This window comes from Stenotrophomonas cyclobalanopsidis (genome assembly GCF_008710035.1).
GTDB classification, from domain to species: Bacteria; Pseudomonadota; Gammaproteobacteria; order Xanthomonadales; family Xanthomonadaceae; genus Stenotrophomonas; species Stenotrophomonas cyclobalanopsidis.
The window spans coordinates 76,990-101,820 of record NZ_VYKI01000009.1; the positions used below are offsets into that span (position 1 = coordinate 76,990).

At 67.9% G+C, this 24,831-nt stretch carries 22 protein-coding genes; 8 read left to right on the top strand and 14 right to left on the bottom strand.

Annotation, left to right across the window (positions count from 1 at the left end; all coding sequences use genetic code 11):
* Positions 1 to 657: 657 nt before the first annotated feature.
* On the bottom strand, positions 658 to 1,641 hold the full coding sequence (locus tag FJU31_RS09195; RefSeq protein WP_150454482.1) for a LysR family transcriptional regulator: 984 nt from the start codon (positions 1,639 to 1,641) through the stop codon (positions 658 to 660).
* A 209-nt stretch (positions 1,642 to 1,850) separates the two neighbouring features.
* Between FJU31_RS09195 and cysK the strand changes: the two genes are divergently transcribed.
* Together cysK and FJU31_RS09205 are read left to right on the top strand one after the other, a co-directional pair.
* On the top strand, positions 1,851 to 2,810 hold the full coding sequence (gene cysK / locus FJU31_RS09200) for a cysteine synthase A (RefSeq protein WP_150454483.1): 960 nt from the start codon (positions 1,851 to 1,853) through the stop codon (positions 2,808 to 2,810).
* A 239-nt stretch (positions 2,811 to 3,049) separates the two neighbouring features.
* Positions 3,050 to 3,646 (top strand): O-acetyl-ADP-ribose deacetylase, encoded by a 597-nt coding sequence (locus FJU31_RS09205; RefSeq protein ID WP_150454484.1) that lies wholly within the window; start codon positions 3,050 to 3,052, stop codon positions 3,644 to 3,646.
* A gap of 48 nt (positions 3,647 to 3,694) precedes the next feature.
* Here the strand turns inward: FJU31_RS09205 and FJU31_RS09210 are convergent, their stop codons facing one another.
* From FJU31_RS09210 to gap, 8 genes are all read right to left on the bottom strand, one after another.
* Positions 3,695 to 4,492: a hypothetical protein gene (locus tag FJU31_RS09210; RefSeq protein WP_150454485.1), complete on the bottom strand. Its 798-nt coding sequence runs from the start codon at positions 4,490 to 4,492 to the stop codon at positions 3,695 to 3,697.
* A gap of 123 nt (positions 4,493 to 4,615) precedes the next feature.
* Positions 4,616 to 5,620: a class I fructose-bisphosphate aldolase gene (locus FJU31_RS09215; protein ID WP_108766146.1), complete on the bottom strand. Its 1,005-nt coding sequence runs from the start codon at positions 5,618 to 5,620 to the stop codon at positions 4,616 to 4,618.
* A gap of 278 nt (positions 5,621 to 5,898) precedes the next feature.
* Entirely contained in the window at positions 5,899 to 7,365 is a 1,467-nt protein-coding gene (pyk, locus tag FJU31_RS09220; RefSeq protein WP_150454486.1) for a pyruvate kinase, read from the bottom strand.
* A gap of 214 nt (positions 7,366 to 7,579) precedes the next feature.
* Positions 7,580 to 8,236, bottom strand: a complete 657-nt coding sequence (locus FJU31_RS09225; protein ID WP_342788348.1) for an HAD hydrolase-like protein — start codon at positions 8,234 to 8,236, stop codon at positions 7,580 to 7,582.
* A gap of 8 nt (positions 8,237 to 8,244) precedes the next feature.
* Positions 8,245 to 9,420, bottom strand: a complete 1,176-nt coding sequence (locus FJU31_RS09230; RefSeq protein WP_150454488.1) for a phosphoglycerate kinase — start codon at positions 9,418 to 9,420, stop codon at positions 8,245 to 8,247.
* Between the two features lie 393 nt (positions 9,421 to 9,813).
* Positions 9,814 to 11,190, bottom strand: coding sequence for a DUF3999 domain-containing protein (locus FJU31_RS09235; protein WP_150454489.1), 1,377 nt, complete (start codon positions 11,188 to 11,190; stop codon positions 9,814 to 9,816).
* On the bottom strand, positions 11,187 to 13,847 hold the full coding sequence (locus tag FJU31_RS09240; RefSeq protein ID WP_150454490.1) for a DUF2339 domain-containing protein: 2,661 nt from the start codon (positions 13,845 to 13,847) through the stop codon (positions 11,187 to 11,189). The genes FJU31_RS09235 and FJU31_RS09240 overlap by 4 nt, the downstream gene beginning before the upstream one ends.
* Positions 13,848 to 14,004: 157 nt before the next feature.
* Positions 14,005 to 15,009 carry a type I glyceraldehyde-3-phosphate dehydrogenase gene (gene gap, locus FJU31_RS09245; RefSeq protein WP_079222994.1) on the bottom strand — a complete coding sequence of 335 codons (1,005 nt, stop codon included), beginning with the start codon at positions 15,007 to 15,009 and terminating at the stop codon, positions 14,005 to 14,007.
* Positions 15,010 to 15,202: 193 nt separating this feature from the next.
* Between gap and FJU31_RS09250 the strand changes: the two genes are divergently transcribed.
* A complete protein-coding gene (locus FJU31_RS09250) occupies positions 15,203 to 15,832 on the top strand; it encodes an OmpW/AlkL family protein (protein WP_150454491.1) in 630 nt (209 codons plus the stop codon).
* A 98-nt stretch (positions 15,833 to 15,930) separates the two neighbouring features.
* On the opposite strand, the gene FJU31_RS09255 is transcribed toward FJU31_RS09250, so the two are convergent.
* Positions 15,931 to 17,052: a GGDEF domain-containing protein gene (locus FJU31_RS09255; protein WP_150454492.1), complete on the bottom strand. Its 1,122-nt coding sequence runs from the start codon at positions 17,050 to 17,052 to the stop codon at positions 15,931 to 15,933.
* Positions 17,053 to 17,163: 111 nt separating this feature from the next.
* Between FJU31_RS09255 and FJU31_RS09260 the strand changes: the two genes are divergently transcribed.
* Positions 17,164 to 17,982, top strand: a complete 819-nt coding sequence (locus FJU31_RS09260) for a S1/P1 nuclease (RefSeq protein WP_150454493.1) — start codon at positions 17,164 to 17,166, stop codon at positions 17,980 to 17,982.
* Positions 17,983 to 17,992: 10 nt separating this feature from the next.
* Positions 17,993 to 18,793, top strand: a complete 801-nt coding sequence (locus tag FJU31_RS09265) for an MBL fold metallo-hydrolase (RefSeq protein ID WP_150454494.1) — start codon at positions 17,993 to 17,995, stop codon at positions 18,791 to 18,793.
* A 36-nt stretch (positions 18,794 to 18,829) separates the two neighbouring features.
* Here FJU31_RS09265 and FJU31_RS09270 read toward each other — a convergent pair whose 3' ends face one another.
* The 3 genes from FJU31_RS09270 to FJU31_RS09280 are packed head-to-tail and all read right to left on the bottom strand — an operon-like array spanning position 18,830 to position 21,022.
* The gene (locus FJU31_RS09270; RefSeq protein WP_150454495.1) at positions 18,830 to 19,393 is read right to left on the bottom strand and encodes a hypothetical protein; all 564 of its coding nucleotides are present in this window, start codon (positions 19,391 to 19,393) and stop codon (positions 18,830 to 18,832) included.
* An 8-nt stretch (positions 19,394 to 19,401) separates the two neighbouring features.
* Positions 19,402 to 20,664 (bottom strand): M56 family metallopeptidase, encoded by a 1,263-nt coding sequence (locus tag FJU31_RS09275; protein ID WP_150454496.1) that lies wholly within the window; start codon positions 20,662 to 20,664, stop codon positions 19,402 to 19,404.
* Positions 20,657 to 21,022, bottom strand: coding sequence for a BlaI/MecI/CopY family transcriptional regulator (locus FJU31_RS09280; protein ID WP_150454497.1), 366 nt, complete (start codon positions 21,020 to 21,022; stop codon positions 20,657 to 20,659). The genes FJU31_RS09275 and FJU31_RS09280 overlap by 8 nt, the downstream gene beginning before the upstream one ends.
* Positions 21,023 to 21,139: 117 nt before the next feature.
* Between FJU31_RS09280 and FJU31_RS09285 the strand changes: the two genes are divergently transcribed.
* From FJU31_RS09285 to FJU31_RS09295, 3 genes are all read left to right on the top strand, one after another.
* A complete protein-coding gene (locus FJU31_RS09285; protein ID WP_150454498.1) occupies positions 21,140 to 21,697 on the top strand; it encodes a flavin reductase family protein in 558 nt (185 codons plus the stop codon).
* 34 nt (positions 21,698 to 21,731) lie between these two features.
* The gene (locus FJU31_RS09290; RefSeq protein ID WP_150454499.1) at positions 21,732 to 23,684 is read left to right on the top strand and encodes an acetyl-CoA hydrolase/transferase C-terminal domain-containing protein; all 1,953 of its coding nucleotides are present in this window, start codon (positions 21,732 to 21,734) and stop codon (positions 23,682 to 23,684) included.
* An 85-nt stretch (positions 23,685 to 23,769) separates the two neighbouring features.
* On the top strand, positions 23,770 to 24,372 hold the full coding sequence (locus FJU31_RS09295; RefSeq protein WP_246161264.1) for a riboflavin biosynthesis intermediates N-glycosidase: 603 nt from the start codon (positions 23,770 to 23,772) through the stop codon (positions 24,370 to 24,372).
* A 24-nt stretch (positions 24,373 to 24,396) separates the two neighbouring features.
* Here the strand turns inward: FJU31_RS09295 and FJU31_RS09300 are convergent, their stop codons facing one another.
* Positions 24,397 to 24,762, bottom strand: a complete 366-nt coding sequence (locus tag FJU31_RS09300) for a HigA family addiction module antitoxin (RefSeq protein WP_246161265.1) — start codon at positions 24,760 to 24,762, stop codon at positions 24,397 to 24,399.
* Positions 24,763 to 24,831 lie beyond the last annotated feature (69 nt).

Below are 24,831 nucleotides of genomic sequence, written 5' to 3' on the forward strand. Positions count from 1 at the left end.
TCGGCCCTGGCGGGGTCCGGCCCTGTTTTTTTTGTCCCGGCAGGGCTTGCAGCCCTGCACCTGCGGTAGTGCCGGCCGCTGGCCGGCAACCTCAACAGCAGAAGCGTGCTATCCGTGGGTTGGCGGGGTGGGTCCGGTTGAGGGGGACGCTGCAAGTACGTCCATGTAAGCTCGGTCGCCGCATCCATGCGGCTCACGCCCCCTCAACCGGACCCACCCCGCCTTCGACAGTTTTCCGCGATCTGTCAGTCCGTCGTTCTGCTTTGGTGGGTGCCGACCGTTGGTCGGCACTGGGTCGGAGTCCACACAGTAGAGCCACGCCATGCGTGGATGAGTTCATTCGATGTCTGACAGATTTCATCCACGCATGGCGTGGATCTACCAGCCGGGCTCCGACCCAATTTTAAATATCGATATCTGACAGATGTATCGACCAACGGTCGACACCTACCAACAGCCGCGTGAACCTGTCGAAGGTGGGGCGGTGTCGGATTGCGGGGTGTCCGCCGCATGGATGCGGTGGCCAAGCCTACAGGAACGTACTTGCGGCGTCCCCGCAATCCGACACCGACCCGCCAACCCACGGATCGCCCGCTTTTGACGTTGCCGTTGATTGCAGCAGGTGCAGGGCTGCAAGCCCTGCCAAAACCCCACCCCTCAGACCGTGATGGTCTGGGTCAGCGACTCCCACGTCGGCGGCACCGGCCACGCAGCCGCCTGGTTGCCATCCAGCACCCGCCGCAGGTCACGCGGATCAATCTGCGGGGCCAGCACACGCACCAGCTCCAGCGCGTAATCACGCAGCACCCGGTCGCGCGGCAGCACCGCCCACGCGATGCACTCGGTGATCGGCTCCGGCGCCGGCCACGCGCGCAGGTCTTCGTCATTGGCACTCACGGCCATCTCGGCCAGCAGGCCGACGCCGAGGCCGGTGCGCACATAGGTCTTGATCAGGTCCGCATCCAGCGCGGTCAGCGCCAGGTCCGGCACCAGACCGTTGGCTGCGAAAGCACGCTGCAGCGAGGAATTAGGGCGGGTGGAGGATTCGTAGCTGATCAGTGGCTGGCGGGACAGCGCGACCAGGTCCGGCGCGCGGCCGGCACGGTCCAGCGGGTGGCCCTTGGGCACCACCACCAGCCGGCGCCAGCGGAACAGCGGTACGGCGATGCCATCGGTCGGTTCGCCACCGGCCGTGCTGATGATCGCGATATCGGCATCACCCTGGTTCAGCCGGTCCAGCGCATCGGCCTCACCGGCCTGCTGCAGGTGCACGCTCACCTGCGGGTAGGCCTGCTTGATCGCTGCCACCGCCGGCGGCAGCACGAAGCGCGCCTGGGTGTGGGTGGTGGTCAGGATCAGCTGGCCCTGGCTTTCGCGGCGCTGATTGGCGGCATAGGTGCGGATGTTGTTGGCCTCGGCCAGCACCGCGCGGGCGCGGGTGATCACTTCGGTACCTGCCGGGGTGACCGATTCCAGGCTGCGCCCCTTGCGCACGAACAGCAGGAAGCCCAGCTCGTCCTCCAGCTGCTTGAGCTGCTTGGACAGGCCTGGCTGGGTGGCGTGCACGCGCGAGGCCGCGAGCGTGATGTTCATCTCGGCGTCGGCAATGGCGACCAGGTAGCGCAGCTGGGTAAGCGTCATGGCGGGCGGGGGCGCGGGGGGCGGAGGTTCACTCTAGGGTCTATTGCCATCACCAGCTTATAACCAAACGTTGTTTAAGAAAGGTATCTGGTCATTTCCGGGCGTCATAAGCCGGCGCTACGGTCAGCCGGCAGCCGCTGGCCTGAACGGCCAGCCTCCCCCCTTCCGCCCGCCGGCCCCCCGGCGCGGCCCGCTTCCGGAGCGCTTCCATGGCCCTGTACGACTCCATCCTCGACACCATCGGCAACACCCCCATCGTCAAACTGCAGCGCCTGGCTCCGCAGGGCGTCACCGTGTACGCCAAGGTCGAGTCGTTCAACCCGGGCGGCTCGGTGAAGGACCGCTTGGCGCTGGCCATCATCCTCGACGCCGAAGAACGCGGCCTGCTCAAGCCCGGCGACACGATCGTGGAGGCCACTTCGGGCAACACCGGCGTGGCCCTGGCGATGGTCGCCGCCGCGCGCGGCTACAAGTTCGTGGCCACCATGGTCGAGACCTTCTCGGTGGAGCGCCGCAAGCTGATGCGCGCCTATGGCGCCAAGGTGATCCTGACCCCGGCCGCCGAACGCGGCAGCGGCATGGTGCGCAGGGCGCGCGAGCTGGCCGAAGAGCACGGCTGGTTCCTCGCCAGCCAGTTCGCCAACCCGGCCAACCCGGCCTACCACCGCAACACCACGGCGGCGGAGATCCTGCGCGACTTCGCCGGCAGGCGCCTGGACTACTTCGTCAGCGGCTGGGGCACCGGCGGCACCCTCACCGGCGTCGGCGAAGTGCTGAAGGTCGCGCGCCCGCAGACCCGCATCGTCGCCACCGAACCGGCCGGCGCCGCGCTGCTGAAGGGCGATGACTGGAAGCCGCACAAGATCCAGGGCTGGACCCCGGATTTTGTGCCGGACGTGCTCAACCGCGACGTGGTCGATGAACTGCTCACCGTCGAGGACGACCGCGCCATCGCCACCGCGCGCCGCTTGGCGGCGGAGGAAGGCATCTTCGTCGGCATCTCCGCCGGCGCGACGCTCGCCAGCGCGCTGGACGTGGCCGCCCGCGCCGAGCCGGGCGCGGTGATCCTGGCGATGCTGCCGGACACCGGTGAACGCTACTTCTCCACGCCGCTGTTCGCCGATGTGAACGAAGGTTCCGACGACGACTGGCTGGCCGGCCTGCCCTAAGCGGCACGGGTTGGTCACCCCACGGTAGCGCGGGGCCCTGCCCGGCGTTTTCGTTTTCCGCCGGGCATGGCCCGGCGCTACCACTTCAGCCTGCGTGAAGGTTATTGCCCCCATCGTGCGCAAGGGCCGTAATCGCAGCGCGTGAGACGGTCATGACGCAGCATGGATGCCCTCTCCACTACGGTGGGTGCAGCCAGCGCGGGCACGGCGCGCAACTAAAACAGGCAGGAGACGGACGCATGAAGATCGAAGTGTGGCAGGGCGACATCACGACCCTGGCGGTGGATGCGATCGTCAACGCGGCCAACGAAACCCTGCTCGGCGGGGGCGGTGTGGACGGTGCCATCCACCGTGCAGCCGGACCGGGGCTGCTGGCCGAGTGCGAACGCCTGCCGGAACTGCGCCCGGGTGTGCGCTGCCCGACCGGCGAAGTGCGTGCCACCGACGCTCATGCATTGCCCGCGCGGCACGTGCTGCACACGGTCGGCCCGGTCTGGCATGACGGCCAACGCGACGAACCCGCCCTGCTGGCCAACTGCTACTGGAAATCGCTGCAGCTGGCCGAATCGCTGGGCGTGCAGTCGATCGCGTTCCCGGCCATCAGCTGCGGCGTCTACGGCTACCCGCTGTACCAGGCCGCGCAGGTGGCGGTGACCGAGACGCTGGCGTGGCAGCGCAGCCATGCGCAGCCGATGCGCATCGTGCTGGTGGCGTTCAATACCGCCACGGCGAAGGCCTATCAGCAGGCGTTGAGTGCGGCCGGCCAGGCGGTAGAGGCCGAACGCATCCTGCCGCAGCCGCCGCTGGGTGATGCCGGGTACGCTGCGGCGCATTGACACCCAGCAGGGTGGGTGGCGGAAACGCCATCCACGCATGGCGTGGTTCTACCGGTGATGCCGATCATCCACGCGTGGCGTGGATCTACTGTGCGATTCGGCCGGCGCGTTGCTGCGCTGGACATCCAGGGTGAACGCGCCGTTCTCCTCCTCATCCAGGCTGCTGACGTTGAGCGTGTAGCGGCCCGGCTGCAGCAGCAGGCTGAGGCGCGAATCGCTGCCTTCGCCGCCATCGTCGTTCTCGGCATCCTGGCCCTCGCCCTCCAGCGCCAGCAGGGTATCGAACACGTCCGAACGCAGATCGATGGTGTAGAGGCCGGCCGTGTCCACCTGCAGCGTGTACGCCTGCGACGACTCCAGCAGCAGGTCGGACACATGGCCCGCGTTGATGATCGGCGAGCCGTCGTGGGGCTTCAGCACTTCCGCGCGCAGCCGGAACGGGCCGTAGGTCTCCGGCGCATTGGCGTTCACCGCCACCTGGTAACTGCCGCCACCCTCGGCACGGAACGCGACAGCAACGTCGCCGCCCTCGTAGTGGGTGCGGCTGCGGGCCACCACCTTGCCGTCGTGGAAGACGGTCATCGCGCCGCGTAGGGTGCCGGTCAACGTGATGCCGACGCGCTGCTTGTCCTGCACGGTGATCTGGTACAGCTGATGGCGGCTGCCGTTGTTGAAGTTCATGCCGCTGCGCGCCGTGATCTCGCCGGACACCGGCCTGTCGAACTGCAGCACGGGCACCCTGCCCGCCGGCTCGGCCGGGCCGGTACGGTACGGTTGCAGCCTGCCACGGACAGCAGCGTGGCGATGGCCAGCGCGATTGCGGTGGTACGCATTGGGATTCTCCATGGCCTTTGCGGAAAGCCCTGGCGCACAGGCCCTGCGCAGGGGAGCAGCAACGATACCCACAAAAGCAGACGCCGGCATGATGCCGGCGCCTGCGGTGTTACCTCATGCGGGGAAGCAGGCGGCTCAGCCGTTCCACTTGCCCAGCGCGGCCAGGCCGTTGTCCTTGGCGCGCTCGTACACGGTCTTCTGTGCAGCGGCGTAGTTGCCCTTCATGTCCTTGGCCCACAGCTTCAGCGCGGCCTGCTGCATGGCGCGGCCGTAGGAGAAGCTCAGCGGCCACGGCAGGTTGCCCAGCTGGTTCATCGCGTTCAGGTGCTCGGTCGACTGCTCGTCGGTCTGGCCACCGGACAGGAACACCACGCCCGGCAGGATCGCCGGCACGGTGCTCTTCAGGCACATCACGGTGGACTCGGCCACTTCCTCGACATCGGCCTGCTCATCGCAGCCCTTGCCGGAGATGACCATCGAGGCCTTCAGGATGGTGCCTTCCAGCAGCACGTTCTGCTGGTACAGCGCATCGAACAGCGAACGCAGGGTGGCTTCAGTGACTTCGTAGCAGGTCTCGATGTCGTGGTCGCCGTCCATGATCACTTCCGGCTCGACCATCGGCACCAGGCCGCATTCCTGGCACAGGGCGGCATAGCGGGCCAGCGCATGGGCGTTGGACTCGATGCAGGTGCCCGACGGGGTGTTGTCGCCGATATTGATGACCGCACGCCACTTGGCGAAGCGCGCACCCAGCTTGTAGTACTCCTGCAGGCGCTCACGCAGGCCGTCGAGGCCTTCGGTGACCAGCTCGCCCGGGCAGCCGGCCAGCGGATGTGCACCCTTGTCCACCTTGATGCCCGGAATCATGCCGTGGTCGGCCATGTACTTGGCGAACGGCACGCCGTCCTTGGTCGACTGGCGGATGGTTTCGTCGTACAGGATGGCGCCGGAAATGTGCTCGTTGAGCTTCGGCGTGGTCAGCAGCAGCTCGCGGTAGGCACGACGGTTCTCCTCGGTGTTCTCGATACCGACGCCGGCGAAACGCTTGGCGATGGTAGCGGTGGATTCGTCGATCGCGATGATGCCCTTGCCCGGGGCGACCATGGCCTGGGCGGTTTCAGCCAGCTGTTCGATGCTCATGTATTTCCTGTGGCGGGTGCGGGAAAAACGTAAGTATAGCCCCGCTGCCCGTTGCCTCGCCGTCGAGGACAGGATGGAAACGCTTCCATGTCTGCGCAGGACAGACATTGACCCTTGCGGACTGAGCGTGGGTACCACGCAAACCCGTATGCCGGGACGAGTGCCCCCTGAGTCAGGGGGCGGCCGCGCAGCGGCGGGGGTCTGGATGCTGGTAAGAAGGGGCCCACGATCTGCACAGCAGATCGTGGGGCGGCAGCGCGCATGCGATGGCGCGTACCTTACAGATCGCCCAGGCCGCTGGCACGCCCGTCCTGGCCCACTTCCAGCAGGCGCAGCGTATTGGTGGCGCCGTGGGTTTCCATGTGCTCGCCGCTGGTGAACACGACGCGGTCACCGGCCTGCAGCAGGTCCGATTCCACCAGCAGGCGGATGCTGCCGCGTGCGGCTTCGCGCGGGGTCAGGCCACGGCTGTCGAAGTTGATCGGGTAAACATCGCGCATCAACGCCATCTGGCGGCGGGCGCCGTCATGGCGGGTCACCGCGAACACCGGTGCCTTGGCGCGGAAGCGCGACAGGTAACGGGCGGTACCACCGGATTCGGTCATCGCCACGATGGCACGCACGCCCACGTGCTGCGACAGGAACATGGTGGCCATGGCGATGGCCTGGTCGGCACGCTCCAGGTTGCGCGGCGAGGCGTTGAAGTCGGTTTCGGTCTGGAACTGGCGCTCGGCGCCCAGGCAGATGCGGGCCATCGCTTCGACTGCCTTCACCGGGTAGGCACCGGCGGCGGTTTCGGCCGACAGCATCACCGCATCGGTACCGTCGATGACCGAGTTGGCCACGTCCAGCACTTCGGCACGGGTCGGGATCGGGCTTTCCACCATCGACTGCAGCATCTGCGTCGCAGTGATCACTACCTTGTTCTGCGCCAGCGAGGCCTTGATGATCTTCTTCTGCAGGCCCGGCAGCTCGGCATCGCCGATTTCCACGCCGAGGTCGCCACGGGCCACCATCACCACGTCACTGGCTTCGACGATTTCTTCCAGGTTCTCGATGGCTTCGGTGCGCTCGATCTTGGACACCAGCGCGGCGTAGCAGCCGTGCGATTCGGCGATCTGGCGGGCATCGTTCATGTCCTGCGCGTTGCGGCAGAAGGACACGGCGATGAAGTCGACGCCGATCTTGGCGACGATGCCGATCAGTTCCTTGTCGCGCTCGGTCAGCGCGCCCAGCGACAGGCCACCGCCCTGCTTGTTCAGGCCCTTGCGGTCGGACAGCGCGCCATCGTTGAGCACGGTGTTGATGATGCGCTCGCCCTGCACTTCAACCACCTGCAGCTGCATCAGGCCATCGTCGAGCAGCAGCACATCGCCCGGGCCCACGTCCTGCGGCAGGCCGAGGTAGCTCACGCCCACCTGGCTGGCATCGCCCGGGCCGGCGTTGTCGCTGGCGATCAGGTCGAAGCGGTCACCGGCCTTCAGGTACACCTTGCCTTCGGCAAAGCGCTCGATGCGGATCTTCGGGCCCGGCAGGTCGGCCAGGATGCCCACTTCCACGCCCACGCGGGCTGCGGCCGCGCGGACGTCGGCGGCGCGCTTGGCCTGGCCGGACGGGTCACCGTGGCTGAAGTTGAGGCGAACCACGTTCACGCCTGCGCGGAACAGATCCTCCAGCACGCCCGGCGGGTCGGTCGCCGGACCGAGGGTGGCTAGGATCTTGGTGCGACGCTGACGCTCGAACATGGTGACTGGGCCTCTCCCGTTAAAGGTGGGAAATTAGCACATCCTTCACGCCCCATGTATACGGTTACAGCCTTGGCGCGCCTGACTCTGCGGGACATCGAACGGACATGTTCCGGACATAGGCTGGCCGAGGCCCGCCGGGCATGGCCCGGCGCTACCTGTCGATCCGCCCCGGTAGCGCCGGGCCATGCCCGGCGACCGGGAGCGCCAAAACTCAGGCCAGCAGGGCCAGCAACTGCGCCGGTTCGCGGGCCAGGTGGCTGGCACCGGCCTCGGTCAGCTCGGCTTCGCCACCGAAGCCCCACAGCACGCCCACGTTGCGCAGGCCGTGGTGGCGCGCGCCTTCGATGTCCATGCGGCGGTCGCCGATCATCCAGCACTGCGCCGGTTGCAGCTGCAGGCGCTGCAGCGCCTCGCCGACCAGCTGCGGCTTGCTGCTGCGCGAACCATCCGGCGTCGAACCGATCACCTCGTCGAACAGGCTGCCGAACGGCAGGTGCTCGACGATGCGCCGCGCGTGCGGCTCGTTCTTGGCGGTCACCACGGCCAGGCGGTGGCCGCGACCGTGCAGCGCGCGCACGGTCGCTTCGATGTCCGGGTAAATGGTGTGCTCACGCCAGCCTTCCACGTCGAAACGCTCGCGGTAGAAGGCCACGGCCTCCTCCACCCGCACGTCGTCGCCGAACAGCGGGCCGAAGGTGGTGCGCAGCGACGGCCCGATCCAGCCCAGCAGGGTTTCCTGCGGCGGCACCGGGTGGCCCATCTTCTGCAGCGCATAGGCGATGCAGGTGGTGATGCCCACTTCCGAATCGATCAGGGTGCCATCCATGTCGAAGAAGAGCGTTGCACGCTCTTCTCCGTCAGCACGCACGTTGGCGCTCATGCGCCGCGTGCGGCCAGCGCAGCCACGGCCGGCAGGGTCTTGCCTTCCAGGAATTCCAGGAACGCGCCGCCACCGGTGGAGATGTAGCTGACATCACCGGCGATATCGAACTTGTCGACGGCCGCCAGGGTGTCGCCGCCACCGGCGATCGAGAACGCCTTGGAGCTGGCGATGGCACGGGCCAGTGCTTCGGTGCCCTTGCTGAAGGCCTCGAACTCGAACACGCCGACCGGGCCGTTCCAGACCACGGTGCCGGCCTTCTCGATCAGCTGCGCGTACTGCGCGGCGGTCTGCGGGCCGATGTCCAGGATCAGGTCATCTTCGGCCACGGCGTCGACGGCCTTCACTTCGGCGGCGGCATCGGGCAGGAACTGCTTGGCGGTGACGACGTCCACCGGCAGCGGAATGGCCGCGCCACGTGCCTGCGCATCGGCCACGATCTTCTTCGCGGTATCCAGCAGGTCCGGTTCGTACAGCGACTTGCCCACCTTGTAGCCGGCGGCGGCGATGAAGGTGTTGGCGATGCCGCCACCGACGATCAGCTGGTCGACCTTGCCGACCAGGTTGGCCAGCAGTTCCAGCTTGGTGCTGACCTTGCTGCCGGCGACGATGGCCAGCAGCGGCTTGGCCGGTGCGTCCAGCGCCTTGGCCAGCGCGTCCAGCTCGGCCATCAGCAGCGGGCCACCGGCGGCGACCGGGGCGAAACGGATGACGCCGTGGGTGGAGGCCTGGGCGCGGTGTGCGGTACCGAAGGCATCCATCACGAACACGTCGCAGAGCGCGGCGTACTGCTTGGACAGGGCTTCGTCATCCTTGCCCTCGCCGACGTTCATGCGGCAGTTTTCCAGCAGCACCAGCTGGCCCGGCTGCACATCGACGCCGTCGACCCAGTCGCGCACCAGCGGAACCTCGCGGCCCAGCAGCTCGGACAGGCGTGCGGCGACCGGCGCCAGCGAGTCGGCTTCGCTCCACACGCCCTCCTTCGGGCGGCCCAGGTGCGAGGTGACCATGACGGCGGCACCCTGCTCCAGCGCGCGCTTGAGCGTCGGCAGCGAAGCGGTGATGCGCTGTTCGGAGGTGATGCGGCCATTCTCGATCGGCACGTTCAGATCCTGGCGGATCAACACGCGCTTGCCGGAGAGGTCGAGGTCGGTCATGCGGACGATGGACATGGGCAACTCTTTGGCTCGGGGACAGGATGCCGGTGTACGGCAGACGGGCATTGTATCGGGTGGCGATGCCTGCGGCAGGCAGAGGCGCAGAGCAACAGCAACAGCCCGCATGGCCGGCTCTGGGTTGTCCGTGCGGGGCCAGGGCGGTGTGGGTGGCAAAGCCAAGAGCGGTTTCTGATGTCGAATGGAGAAGGAATGTAGAGCCGAGCCCATGCTCGGCTGGAGGTTTCGCGCAGAGCAGCCGAGCGTGGGCTCGGCTCTACAAAGAGCGCCTAGCCAATTCACGGCGTCCCCCAGACAACCCACCCGCCCGGCCTACCTCGCAAGGCCAGTCGACTAACAGTCGACTCTACCGACTGCCCACCCACGAGGGGCTGCGCCGTTCGCAGGACCCTACGCCGAAGGCGCAGGCTTCTGCCGCAGCAGGCTGACCGCCAAACCACCCACCACCAGCACGCCCAAGCCCAGCAGCGCCCACAACAACCACGCCTTCCAGTCGCGCTGCGGCTTCAACGCCGCGTCGCCAGCCAGCGTCTCCGGCGCGCCTTCCAGCCGCGCCAGCGTCGGCTGCCACGACGGGTCGTTGCGCTGGCGCAGTTCCTCGATCAGCACCGCGATCGGTGCTTCGGCGCGGCGTGCGGTGGCGCTGCCCACGGCCAGCGCGTACGGCGCCGCGCCCTGGCTCAGGAACACCATCACTTCTGGCTGATAGCCCAGGCGCAGGGTCGGTGCCGTGGCCGTTTCCGCCGGGCTGGCCACCAACTTCCAGTAGCGGTCACGCCAGGGGCCGCCCAGTGACTGCGCGGCCGACTGCTGGCGCTGGCCCGCGGCGCCCTGCTGCACCTGGTAGGCGATCCACGGCGCGCTGCGGCGCTGCCATTCGGCGCCGGGATCGTCGCGGCTGTACAGCGTCCACTGCACCAGGCTGTTGTCGGTGCTGGCCACGTCGGCCTTGCTGACCGGGAAGCGTCCATCCAGCTCGAAGGTGTATTCACCCTTGCCGGCAGCAGTGGGTTCCAGCGACAGCCACTCCCACGGCAGCGTCGCCGGCGCCGGCGGCAGTTCGGCCAGTACGCTGCGCAGGGCCGGCAGGCGCGCGTCGCCCTGCGGCAGCACGCGCAGGTAGCGTGCGTTGCCATCCACCTGCAGGCGACGCTGCAGCAGGCGCTTGCCGGCGCGCTGCAGGTCCACCAGCGGCACATCGCGCGCGACCACGCGCCAGTGCTGCAGGTCGTCGCTGGCATCGAGCTGCACCTGCGCCTGCAGCGGTTGCCCGCTGTCGGCCCAGTCCAGCACCAGTGCCGCCAGCGGCTGCTGGCCCAGCACGCTGGCATCGATCAGCCAACCGCCCTGCCCGTTCGCCACGGCACCGCCGCCCACGCGCGCTTCGACCCGGCGCACGCGGCCATCGGTGTCGCGCTCGGTCAGCAGCTGCAGGTCATTGCGCTGCGCCTCGGCCAACGGCGGCAGCGCGAACCACGGCAGCTCGCGCTGCACCGGTGGCTGCGCCAGCGGCTGGTCCGGAGCCAGCAGCGCGGAGGGCAACGCCTGCCCCGCGGCGTTGAACACCTGCAGGTCGCTGAGATCGGCGCTGCCGGCGCGGCGGTAGATGGCCGGCTCCAGCACCACGCGGTAGGCGCCGGACTGCGCGCTGGACAGGCTCAACGGCCACTGCTCGGCGTAGTGCGCGCGGTAGTCGGTGGCCTGCGCGGATGCGACGCCGGCCAGCGCCAGCAACATCGGCAGCAATGCCCTGCTCCACTTCTTCATTGTGTGTTCTCCACGGTCGGCGCGGTGCCCGGGGGCGCCGGCGCGAGATAGCCCACGACCGTGCACAGCAGGCCGTAGGCGATGAACGATGCGATACCCAGCAGGTTGCCCAGGTGCTGGCGGTCGATCAGCACCAGCTTGGCCAGGACCACGGCCATCAGCACGGCGCCCACCATCCACAGCACGCGCTGGCCCCGGCGTGAGCCCCAGACCCAGGCGATCACGCCGAGCACGCTCCACAGCACGGTCAGGCTGGTCTGGGCCAGGCTCTCGCGGGCCATCGACGGCGCCCAGGGCACACCGCCCCAGTGGTGCACGCCATGCAGCACGGTGCTGGTCAGGCCGATGAAACCGGCCAGGGCCATCAGCGGCACGCGCAGGCGCTGCAACAGCGCCGGGGCCTCGCTGCCGAACAGCCAGCGCGCGGCCAGCAGCAGGCTCAGCCACTGTGCCAGCTCGGCCGGGTTCAGCACCGGCAGCCACGGCAGCGGTGCGGCATCGCCGGCCAGGCTGATGCCGATCCACCAGGCGCAGGCCAGCACGCCGACCACCACGCTCTGCAGCGCCACGCGCGCGGCATCGAAGGCATCCCCCAGCGGCCAGCGCAGCCACGTCCAGCGCCACAGCGACAACGCCGCCAGCAGCAGCCACGGCAGGGTCACCAGCAGCGCGCTCCAGCCTTGGGCCAAGTGCGCGGTATCGCTACTCCACAGCGCAAGCAAGGACAGCAGCGACGGCCACAGCAGCCACCACAGGAATTGGGCGACACGGGCCACGCCGTCGCCGCCCTGGCGCAGGCACAGCAGGGTGCGCACGCCCAGCACGGCGAACACCGCCCAGCCCAGCGCGCCGTAACCGGCAAACGGCTGCTGGTGCGCATCGCTCTGCAGCAGGGCCAGCGGGAAGCCGGCGGCCAGCATCACCAGTGCGGTCATGCCCAGCGCGCGTGCCGGTTGGCGACGCTGCACCTCGGCTGCCAGCCAAGCGGTGACCGCCGCCAGCACCAGCAGCGCGTCGGCCTGCGCCGCGTGCTCGATGAAGCGGCCGATCTCATGGACGAACGCGCCCAGCCACCACAGCAGGCCCCACAGGTAATAGACCACGGCCACGTCATGCCGCGCGCGGCGCTGGTAGCTCCACGCAGTGGCGAAACCGGCCACGGCCAGCAGCAGCGCGCCGATGGCGGTGGGGTTGAGCAGGAACCGCGTGTCGCCGTGCCAGTAGTCGGCACCCACCACGAACGCGAACGCGGCGCCGAGCTGCAGCAGCGCAGCCGCCACCTGCGGCAGCCAGCGCTGCTGCCGCAGCCCCAGCCAGGCCAGGCCGGCGCCTTCCAGCGCGAACACCGCACCGGTGGCGCGTGCCGACAGCGCCAGCGGCACCGCCAGGGTGGCAAAGCCCACCGCCAGCACCGCGTGCGACTGCGCCAGCACGCTGTACGAGGTGCGATGGATCAATGCGCGTGCCAGCACCGCATAGATCGCGGCCAGGCCCAGCGCGCACAGCGCCAGCGTCATCGGCTGCTCGTGCAGCATGCCGGCCTGCAGCGAGAACGCGATCAGCGGCGTGCCGAACACCAGGCTGCCGTCGACCAGGTCGCGACGCTCGGCCGGCTGGCGGCGTGCGTACAGCAGCGGGATCAGCAGGTAGAAGGCGAAGAACAGCAGCAGGAACGGCTCTGTGCTGGCGAACTTGTCGGCGCGGTACTGCAGCACGCCCCAGAACGTGCCGATGCCGAAGGTGAAAGCAAAACCCAGCAGGTTGAGCGCGCGCCACGGGCGGAACCAGGCGATGGCGAAGATGCCCGCATTGAGCACCGCGTAGTAACTGAACAGGCCCACGTGATTGCCGCTGCCGGTGGACAGCCACAGCGGCGCCATGAAGCCGGCGAGGATGCCCAGCACCGCCAGCGTGCGCGAGTTCTGTGCCACGGCCAGCACGCACAGGCCCGCCACCAGCAGGATCGAGCTGGCGAAGGCGAAGCCGGGGTTGATGAGTTCAAAGCGCTTGAACGCGGCGAAGATGGTCAGCAGCAGCACGCCGATGGCGCCGCCCTGCAGGGCCAGCGCGAACAACCGGCGGCGTTCGCGCTGGTGCCAGCCGAAGCCGAGCAGGCCCAGCGCACCCACGGTGATGGCGGCCAGGCGCAGCTCGATCGGCAGCACCAGCCAGCCCTGGTCGCTGACGTACTTCAGCAGCGCGGCGACGCCGGCCAGCAGCACCAGCATGCCGATCTTCACCGGCACGTTGCCTTCGGTGAACCAGCGCTTGACCGCGCCCACGGCGCGTTCGATCACGTTGGGCATCGCCGGTTCCGCTGGCAATGGCGGCCATGCCGGCACCGGAGGCGGTGCGACAGGTGCCGGTGCGGGCGGCGCAACGGAAGGTTCGGGGGGCCGAACCGGCGGCGGCGCGGCGGCGGCCGGGCGCAGGAACGACGGTTCGCTGGTCTCCACGGTGGCGGCGGCCGGCCGAGCCGGTAGCACGGGAGCCTCGGCTTCACGCAGCGGTGCGGCGACGGCCGTGATGCCCTCGGCCAGTGCGCTTTCCAGCGCGGTCACGCGCCGGCGCAGGCCGACAATCATCACCAGCGCCACCACCAGCAGCAGCGGTATCGCCAGCAGGGCCAGAACCAACAGGACGATCAGTGCTTCCATTCTTCGTCTATACCCCAACGCAGCCGCGCCCCAGCGGCAGCGGTCCGTGGCCCATGCTACGTCAGCCGGGCCCAGATACGACGAACCCCGGCCAGGCCGGGACCCATAAACAATGAACCCCGGCAAGCCGGGGTTCGTGTGCGGATCGTCGCGGGCCTTACTTGGCCGCGACGACCTTGGCCATTTCCAGGCACTTGTTCGAGTAGCCCCACTCGTTGTCGTACCACGACACGAGCTTGACGAAGGTGCCGTCCAGAGCGATACCGGCGTCGGCATCGAACACGGAGGTGTGGGTTTCACCGACGAAATCGGTGGCCACCACCTTGTCTTCGGTGTAGCCCAGGATGCCCTTCAGCGCGCCTTCGCTCTGTGCCTTCACTTCGGCGCAGATCTCGGCGTAGGTGGCTTCCTTTTCCAGCTCGACGGTCAGGTCGACCACCGACACGTCCGAGGTCGGGACGCGGAAGCTCATGCCGGTCAGCTTCTTGTTCAGTTCCGGGATGACCACGCCGACGGCCTTGGCTGCACCGGTGGACGACGGAATGATGTTTTCCAGGATGCCACGGCCGCCACGCCAGTCCTTGTTGGACGGGCCATCGACGGTCTTCTGGGTGGCGGTGGCCGCATGCACGGTGGTCATCAGGCCACGCTTGATGCCCCACTTGTCGTTGATGACCTTGGCCAGCGGGGCCAGGCAGTTGGTGGTGCACGAGGCGTTGGAGATGATCGCCTGGCCAGCGTAAGTCTTGTCGTTCACGCCGAACACGAACATCGGCGTGTCGTCCTTCGACGGAGCCGACAGGATGACCTTCTTCGCGCCCGCATCGATGTGCTTCTGCGCGGTTTCCTTGGTCAGGAACAGGCCGGTGGCTTCCAGCACCACGTCGGCGCCGACTTCGTCCCACTTCAGGTTGGCCGGGTCACGTTCCTGGGTCAGACGGATCTTCTTGCCGTTGACCAGCAGGTCGTTGCCCTGCACGGCCACGTCGGCCTTGAAGCGGCCATGCACGGAGTCGTACTTCAGCATGTACGCCAGGTAGTCCGGCTCCAGCAGATCGTTGATGGCCACGATTTCGATGTCATCGCCGAAGTTCAGCACCGCCGAGCGCAGGACGTTGCGTCCGATGCGACCGAAACCGTTGATACCAACCTTGATTGCCATGTTCAGAAGCTCCTGCAGCCGCGACAGGTGCGGCGGGATGGATAGGGCCCATAAGTCTAGCAGCACACCTTTGGCCACCGCGGGCCAGCCGCCCGGCCCGGAAGGCGGCCAGACAGGATTTGATCCGGATCAAAGCGTTAGCGCGGCGTGAGGCGGAGACTGGCCACATCCACCCCGCAACGAGAACACCCCCATGCGCAAGACCTCCCCCCTGATCCTGGCCGGCCTGGCCGCCGCCCTCTCGCTGGCCGCCGCCCCGGCCATGGCCCAGTCCAAGGGCGACTGGACCGTCTCGGCCGGGGTCCACCAGGTCGCCCCGAAGTCGAACAACGGCTCGCTGGCCGGTGGCACCCTGAAGGTGGACGTCGACAGTGACATCAAGCCGACCATCACCGGCGAATACTTCATTGCCGACAATCTGGGCATTGAAGTGCTGGCGGCCCTGCCGTTCAAGCACGACATCAGCATCGATGGGCTGGGCCGGGTCGGCAGCACCAAGCACCTGCCGCCGGTGGTCAGCCTGCAGTACCACTTCAACAGCGCGGGCAAGGTCTCGCCTTTCCTCGGCGCGGGCCTGAACTACACGACCTTCTTCAGCGAAGACACCACCGGCGCACTGGCCGGCAGCAAGCTGAACCTGCAGGATTCGTGGGGCCTGGCCGCGCATGCCGGCGTGGACTTCGCCATCGGCGAGAAGGGTGCGCTGCGCGTGGACCTGCGCTGGATCGACATCGACAGCAAGGTGAAGCTCAATGGCGAGAAGATCGGCACGGTGAACATCGACCCGCTCGCTTACGGCGTGTCCTACGTTTTCAAGTTCTAAGACACCCGCAACCCTCGCAGCATATTGCCCCGGTGTGTGTGCCGGGGCTTTTTTCTGCCTCGCCGCGGTCATTGAAAGCCTACACGCAGGGCGTGGACCTACGGGTCTGCGGCAACTTCCACCCGGTTGCGGCCGGCTGCCTTCGCTCGGTACAGGGCCTTGTCGGCACGCTGCAACGCCTGCTCCAGTGTGTCGCCACCCTCGTCATGCCAGCGTGCTACGCCGATGCTTACGCTCACCACGGGCGCCGCATCCGAAGCCACGTGCGTGATCGCCAACGCCTGCACCCGCTGCCGCATCTGCTCGAACGGTGCCGTTTCCGGTTCGCCCGGCGTCCAGTAACCCAGCGCCACGAATTCCTCGCCACCATAGCGCGCCACCACCGAGCCGGTGCCCTGCAGCTGCGCAGCCAGGGTGAGGGCAACCGCATGCAGGACCGTGTCGCCCGCCGGATGACCGTGGTGATCGTTGTAACGCTTGAAATAGTCGATATCGATCATCGCGATCCGCAGCGCGCCGGGTGCGTGGGGCGTTTTCAGATAGCCCTGGAAGATCTCGCGGGCGCGGCGGGCAAAGGCCCGGCGATTGAGCAGACCGGTCAGCGCGTCATGGTTGGCCATGGCATCCAGCTGACGCTCGGCCCGCCAGGTGGCCCTGGCCTGTCGTTCGGAAATGTAGCTGCCCACGATGCCCGCCGTGTTGCTGGCAAGCACGAACATCACCCCCTGCAGCGCCCCTTGCCAGCCCAGGCTGAACTCGGCCAGGGCGAAGGCCGCGCTGACCACGGAGCCAGCTACCGCCGCGACCGCGAAGCGCAGGCCGCACAGGAAGTAGTTGAGCAGAAGGAACAGGCTGATTCCTTCATAGGGATAGTTCACCCCCGCGCGATGGGCGGTCCAGACCATCATGACCAGCGCCAGGCCTGCCACCAGCACGACGCAGGCCCCCAGCGTCTGCAGGCGACGGCGGAAGACCGGCACGAAGGTCAGCATTACCCCGATCAGCAGCGCAGGCAGCAGCAGGCCGGCGCGCCAACGGAATACGGCGGCATTCACGTCGGGCGGAAGCCAGCCACGGTCCAGCACGGCAAAGACCAGCGCCAGCAACGCCGCCAGGATGCAGGCGCAACGCATGCGCCACAGGACCTGGGCGTTGAAACTGTCGGCAAAGTCCTGGTCGGCGTTGGCAGCCGCTTCGGCGCGGCTGTTTTCAATGATCATCCATCCCTCCCCTCAATCGGGCCCCACCCTACCCCGTCCACTGTCAACACCGGATGGCGACTGGCCCCATCGCGTCAATCCAGTCCCCGCGCCCCCCGCTAGAATGGGCGCATGAAAGCCCTGCACTCCCTGATCCTCGCTGCCGCCCTTGCGCCGGCCCTGCTGACCCTGTCCGCCCCCGCCCATGCCTGGGGCGCGCAAGGCCATCGCCTGGTGGCCGAAGTGGCCGACACCCGTCTCAACCCGGCCGCACATGCCGAGGTCGACCGCCTGCTGGCCGCCGAGCCCGGCGCCACCCTGGCCAGCATCGCGCCGTGGGCCGACCAGCTGCGTGCCAAGGACCCCGGCCTGGGCCGTCGCTCCGCCGGCTGGCACTACGTCAACATCGCCGAGGACGGCTGCCAGTACGAGCCGGCCAAGCACTGCAGGAACGGCAACTGCATCGTCGAGGCGCTGAAGGCGCAGAGCGCCATTCTTGGCGACCACAGCCTGACCGACGGCGAGCGCCTGCAGGCGCTGAAGTTCGTCGTGCACATGGTCGGTGACGTGCACCAGCCGATGCACGCCGGCTACGGCCACGACAAGGGCGGCAACGATTTCCAGCTGCAGTTCGGCAACCGCGGTACCAACCTGCATTCGCTGTGGGACAGCGGCATGCTCAACACCCGCAAGCTGGATGACGCCGGCTACCTGCCGGTGCTGCGTGCGTTGCCGGCACCGAAGCTGGCGCGCCAGTCCAACCCGCAGCGCGACCCGCAGCGCTGGGCCGAAGCCAGCTGCCGCATCTCGGTGCAGCCGGGCGTGTACCCGGCCACGCACAAGATCGGCGATGAGTACACCGAGCGCTATCGCCCGGTGGCCGAAGCACAGCTGCGGCTGGCCGGCGAAAATCTCGCGCAGCTGCTGAACCGCGTGCTCGGCACGCGCTGAGGAGGTTCCCATGGCGGTCCAGGTCCAATCCTTCTTCCACCGCGACAGCAATACCTTCAGCTACCTGGTCGTCGACCCGGCCAGCAGGGAGGCGGCGCTGATCGATCCGGTCCTGGATTACGACCCGGACACCGATGCCAGCAGCGACGCGCCGGTGCGCCCGCTGCTGGACGCCATCGAACTGCAGGGCCTGCAGCTGCGCTGGCTGCTGGAAACCCACGCCCATGCCGACCATGTGTCGGCCGGGCGACGGCTGAAGCAGCGCTTCCCGCAGGCGACCCTGGCCATCGGCGAAGGCATCCGCGCGGTGCAGGCGACCTTCGCGCCGCGCTACGGCCTGCAGCTGGCGGCGCAGGATGCGCACTTCGATCACCTGTTCGCCGATGGCGAGACCTTCGCGCTGGGCCAGCTGCAGGGCCGCATCATCGCCGTGCCCGGCCATACCAGCGACAGCATCGCCTACTTGATCGACGATGCGGTCTTCACCGGCGATTCGCTGTTCATGCCTGACGGCGGTACCGCCCGCTGCGATTTCCCCGGCGGTGATGCCGCGCAGCTGTACCGCTCGATCCAGCGCCTGCTTGCCCTGCCCGATGCCACCCGCGTGTTCGTCTGCCACGACTACGGTCCGGGCGGACGCGCGTTCGCCAACGAAACCACCATCGGCGAACAGCGCGCGCACAACATCCACGTGCACGACGGCGTGGATGAAGCGACGTTCGTCAGCGTGCGCGAAGCGCGTGATGTTACCCTGGCCGAGCCGAAGCTGATGCAGCCGGCGGTGAAGGCCAACATCGTTGGCGGTGCCTGACCACGACCGCCGAAAACCGCCGGGCGTGGCCCGGCGCTACCGGCCCTGCGTGCGTACCACGTGCTGGCCCTGCACGATCTCGAAAGTGAAGGCGTACTGCAGGGTGACCGCCACCGGTTGGATGCTGTCGGCGCCCTGGCAGTCGCTGCGGTCCTTGGGCGCTTTCCCGGGCGCGAAACGGCAGACCGCCGCTGACGAGTACTTCCACTGCGCGACCGCATCCCGTGCGGCCTGCAGCAGCGGTCCGTTCTCCGCCACTGCCCCTGCGCTGCATTCACTGCGGTCGGTCAGCGGCTGGCTGCGCTCAACCCGCCCCTGCGCGTCCACCACCACCTGCAGGCAGACCGTGGTCGGTGGCAGCGAGGTGCGTGGGTCGCTCTCGCCCACTACCGGGTCCGGTGCCGCGTACAGCTGCGGCATCCGGTAGCCCTCGCTGGCGGCCAGCGTATACGGCTGGATCTGCCCAGCACCACCGCCGGCATCGGGCTGCAGGCGCTGGTGGCCGACGTTCTCGTTGCGGGTGTCGACCGTGGTCAGCCGCTCATGGCTGGCGCAGCCTGCCAGCAGCACCGCTGCGATGCACAGCGGTGCGCCCTTCATCGCTGCCTTCACTGCGTCTGGCCGCCGGCAGCCTCGGTGTTGTCCATGGCGTAGGTGATCGGGATGCGCAGCTTGCCGGCCACCGCCTTGCCATTCTTCATCGCCGGCGTGTAGGTCCACTTACGCGCCGCTGCGATCGAGGCAGCTTCGAATACTCCGGGGTTGGTCGCACTTTCCACCTTCACGTCGGCGACGGTGCCCTTGGCATCGACGGACACGATCAGGTTCACCACACCGGTCAGGCCCTTCTCGAACGCCTCGGCCGGATAGCTCGGCGGTGACATCTTCTGGGCCTGGATCGGGCTGTCCAGGCGGGCTTTGGCGGCATCCGCCGCGGCGTGCTGGAACGGTTCGGCGCTGACCGACGGCGTGCCCTTCACCGCGCCCTGGCTGGCCCAGGCCAACGCAGCAACACCCATGCACAACCCCATCAGCAACACCTGGCCGGACACCTTCGGCAATGCCTTCCGCTTCGACTGCTTCAACATGGCGATACGCTCCTTCAACACGGGTTGGCTGCGCCAATGACAGGCCATCGGTGCAACCGGGTGGACCAGCTGCGCCTTCAGCAGCGTGCTGGCATAAAGACGGCGCTGCGTCGGCTGCGCGGCAACGGTGCGCGCATCGCAGGCCAGTTCCTGGTCGCGCAGGAAGCGGCGCGCAGCCCAGGGCAACAACGGGTGGAACCAGAACACCGACCGTGCCAGCAGCAGTGCGCCGTTGGCCCAGTGGTCGCCATTGCGGCGATGGCTGCGTTCGTGGCGCAGGATCAGCGCCTGTTCGTCGGCATCGAACTGCTGGTCGAAGTGCGGGCCGACCACGATGCGCGGCTGCCACAGGCCGACCAGCGCTGGCAGGCCGGGGTCGGCGCTGGCCTGCCAGCTGCCATCGCCACGCGCCTGCAGCGTTCCCAGTGCGCGCTCGAAGCGGCGTTGCGCGCGCAGTTCCCGCGCCAGGTGCAGGCCCGCACCCAGCCCCCAGGCCAGGGCCAGCAGCCACGGCCACATCGGCAGCTGCGCGGCAGAGCTCTCGACCGCGCCGGGCACCACCTTCAGCGGCAATGTCGGCACATGCTGCAGCACCGGCAATGCCCGCAGCGCCGGCAACGGCAGCAGCAGGGCCACCAGCAGCAGCGGCAGCAGCCACCAGCTGCGATAGGCCAGCTCCGCGCCGCCCAGCTTCACCAGCAGCGGCCGCGCGGCCGCCAGCAGCAGCACGCCCAGCGCCAGCCACAGGCTGGCCTGCCACAGTCCATCGAGCAGCTCATTCATCGTCCATCTCCTGGATCAGCTTCCTCAGTTCGGCAATGTCCTGCGCCGTCAGTTGCCCGCGCTCGCTGAAGTGCGCCACCAGCGGCGCCACCCGGCCATCGAACACGCGGCCGATGAAGTCCTGGCTCTGCGTTTCCACCCAGGCCTGGCGCTGCAGCAGCGGCTGGTACAGGTAGCGGCGGCCATCGCGCTCGGCGGCGATCGCGCCCTTGGTCAGCAGGCGGTTGAGCAGGGTCTTGATGGTCGGCTCGGCCCATTCACGGTGGGCCAGTGCGGCCACCACCTCATCGGCGCTGCGCGGCGCCTGCTGCCACAGCACCTCCATCACGACGGCTTCGGCTTCGCTGATCGGGGTCATGGTTTACATCCGTAATCGACAATCCGATTACGCGCGTAATCGAATAGGATGTCAAGCCCTCGACTGCCGGTTCATCCGGCCTGCTCCAGCATCGGCCCTTCTGCCTACGGAGCCCGCATGAAGCCGCTGCGCAAACTGGATTACCCGGTGGACCAGGCCCGGCGTTTCCTCGAGCCGGGCCCCATCGTGCTGGTCAGCACGGCGGCCCACGGCCAGCGCAACCTGATGACACTGGGCTGGCACATGGTGATGGGCTTCTCGCCCTCGCTGCTGGCCACCTACATCTGGAACGAGAACCACAGCTTCGCCCTGGCCCGCGACAGCCGGCAGTGCGTGATCAACGTGCCGGGCGTGGAGCTGCTGGACACCGTGGTGGACATCGGCAACTGCAGCGGCCGCGAGGTGGACAAGTTCGCACGGTTCGGCCTGGATGCAGTGCCCGCCCACGACGTCGCCGCGCCGCTGGTCGGCCAATGCCATTCCAGCTTCGAGTGCCGGCTGCACGACGACAGCCAGGTGCAGGCCGACAACCTTTTCATCTGGGAAATCGTGCGCGCCCACGTCGCACCGCGACCGAAGCTGCCACGCACGTTCCACTACCGGGGCGATGGCCGGTTCATGGTTTCGGGGCAGGAAATCTCGCGTCGACGGCGGTTCAAGCCCGACATGCTGTAATGCCAGCACTCCCCTTGCCGCAGGACCGCCACGCATGACCGAACACCTGACCGACCTCGACGCCGCCGTTGACTGGCTGTTCGCGCGCGTGGACGGGCCGCTGCGGGTGGGCGCACCGCTGGCACTGGGCAAGCCGCACCGGCTGCTCAATGCGTTGTATGCGCGGGTGGAAGGGGATGCGTCGCGGCCGCTTCAGCTGTACACCGCACTGTCGTTGAACCCGCCCAAGGCACGCGGCGATGGCCTGGAGGCGCGCTTCATGGCGCCGTTCGTGCAGCGCCATTTCGGCGAGGATTTCCCGCGCCTGGCCTACGCCGATGCGATCGCCCGCGATGCGCTGCCCACGCATGTGGAGGTGGAGGAGTTCTACATGCAGTCCGGTGCACTGCTCGGCTCGCGCCAAGCGCAGTCCAGCTACACCAGCCTGAATTACACGCATGCCGCCGATGCCGTGGCGCAGCGCGCGCCGCACGTGATCGTGCAGAAGGTAGCGATGCGCCCGGACGATCGCCGGCTCTCGTTGTCGTGCAACAACGACATCACCCAGGACACCCTGGACGCGATGGCCGCGCGTGGACTGCCACGCCCGCTGCTGGTGGCCGAGATCGACCCGCAGCTGCCCTACCTGGGCGGCACGGCCACGGTCGATGTGTCCTTCTTCGATCTGGTGATCACCCCGCCACCGCCGTACCCGGCGCTGTTCGGCCTGCCGCGGCAGCCGGTGGCCGATGCGGACTACGCGATCGGCCTCTACGCCAGCACCCTGGTGCGCGACGGCGGCACGCTGCAGATCGGCATCGGTACGCTGGCCGATGCCCTCAGCCATGCGCTGGTGCTGCGCCACACCGACAACGCGCGCTACCGCCGCGTGTTGAATGCGCTGGATCCGCAGCTGGCCAGCCATCCGCTGGTGGAGGAGATCGGCGGCCTCGATCCGTTCGAGGTCGGCTTGTACGGCTGCAGCGAAATGCTCAACGAAGGCTTCCGCCGGCTGGTGCAGACCGGTGTGATCCGGCGCAAGGTGCACGATGACCTGGCGCTGATGCAGCGCATCGAGAACGGCAGCACGCTGTCCATCGACCACGCCACGCTGGAAGCAGAGGGCGAGTACCTGCACGGCGCGTTCTGCCTGGGTTCGCCCGAGTTCTACGAATGGCTTCGCAGCCTGCCCGACGACGAGCGCAGCGCCATCGGCATGCGCCGCATCAGCGAGATCAACCAGCTGTACGGCGGCAACGAGACGCTGGAGCGCCTGCAGCGCCGCCATGCGCGCTTCTTCAATTCCTGCATGATGGCCACCGCGCTGGGTGCGGCAGTGTCCGATGCCCTGGACGACGGCCGCGTGGTGTCCGGCGTGGGTGGGCAGTACAACTTCGTGGCGATGGCGCATGCGCTGCCCGAAGCACGCAGCGTGCTGATGTTCCGCGCCGCGCGCGACGACAAGGGCCAGCGTGCCTCGAACGTGCGCTGGAACTACGGGCACACCACCATTCCACGGCACCTGCGCGACATCTACCTCAACGAGTACGGCATCGCCGATCTGCGCGCATTGACCGACGACGACTGCGCGCAGGCGATGGCCGCGATCACCGAAGCGCCGTTCCAGGCGGGGCTGCTGCAGCAGGCCTACGCATCGCGCAAGCTGCGCACGGGGCGGCACCCGGACCCGCAGCGCGAACAGCGCAACACACCGCAGGCGTTGGCGGCGGCGCTGGCACCGTTCCGTGCCGATGGCACCCTGCCCGACTATCCGCTGGGTAGCGATTTCAACGAGATCGAGCAGGTACTGGTGAAGGCACTGGGCTGGCTGAAAGCGAACACGCAGACGCGCGGCGACACGCTGCGCACGCTGTGGGCCGCGGTGCGCCAGCCCGCCGGCGATGGTGATGCGGTGTACCTGCAGCGCATGGGCCTGCAGGCACCGAAGGATCTCGGCGAGCGCGTCAACGCGCGCCTGCTGCGCCTGGCCCTCGCCCGCACCGCGTAACTGCGTAATCGCGTAATCGCGTAATCGCGTAATCGCGTAATCGCGGCGACGGTAGCGCCGGGCCATGCCCGGCGGACAAGCATCAGTGCCAACCAAGGTTGGCACCTACCTGGACACGGCGGCACACTATCCTGTGGCGACGAAAGACGATTCCCGTTTCCTGCATGACCTGCAGCAGCGCCCGGCTGCAGGCGAAGACCTGCGTTACCTCTGTTTCTGGGGCCACCAGCCGCCGCGCAGCGGCGTATCCGCCTCCTGTTTCAGCCAGTGGTATGACGCCGGTTTCGACTTCGACGGCGTGCACTACCGCACTGCCGAACACTACATGATGGCCGGCAAGGCGCGCCTGTTCGGTGCCACCGACCTGCTCGACAAGATCATCGCCAGCACCACGCCGGACAAGGCCAAAGCACTCGGTCGCAAGATCGAAGGCTTCGACGAGGCGCGCTGGACGCAGGCCCGCTACGACCTCGTCGTGGAGGGCAACAAAGCCAAGTTCGCGCAGAACCCGGAACTGGGTGCGTTACTGCGCTCGACCGAAGGCTGGGTGCTGGTCGAAGCCAGCCCGGTGGATTTCATCTGGGGCATCGGCCTGGCCAAGGATCACGCCGACGCGCACAACCCGGCACAGTGGCGTGGATTGAATCTGCTGGGGTTCGCGCTGATGGACGTGCGCGGGACGATGTAGCGATTATCCACGCATGGCGTGGAGCTACTGCTGGCTGTTCAGAACATCGGCCAGGTACAGCCGCTTGATCGGCGGGTGTTCCCGATGTTCTGCCTGCCACAGATCATAGGCCGCCTGCATCGCCAGCCACATCCGTGCATTTCCCAGGCCAGCCAGTTCCAGCCGGTACGCCAGCTCTGCGGAAATCCCCGCATGCCCGTTGATGATCGTCGACAGCTGCCCTCGGGAGTACCCCAGGTGCAGCGCCAGCGCGCTGATGGACATGTTGATCGCAGGCAGAATGTCCTCGCGCAGCGACTGCCCCGGATGAGGCGGGTCATGCATCGGCATTGCAGGTGCTCCTACTGTTAATCCACCAAGATCGTTGTTTTCGCAGAAAGCGCAGTCCAAGCGGAAGAGGCCAACACGTCATCACCGGTTCGCCGATGCATCATTCCGGGAAAGGCAGTGGTCCCCCCG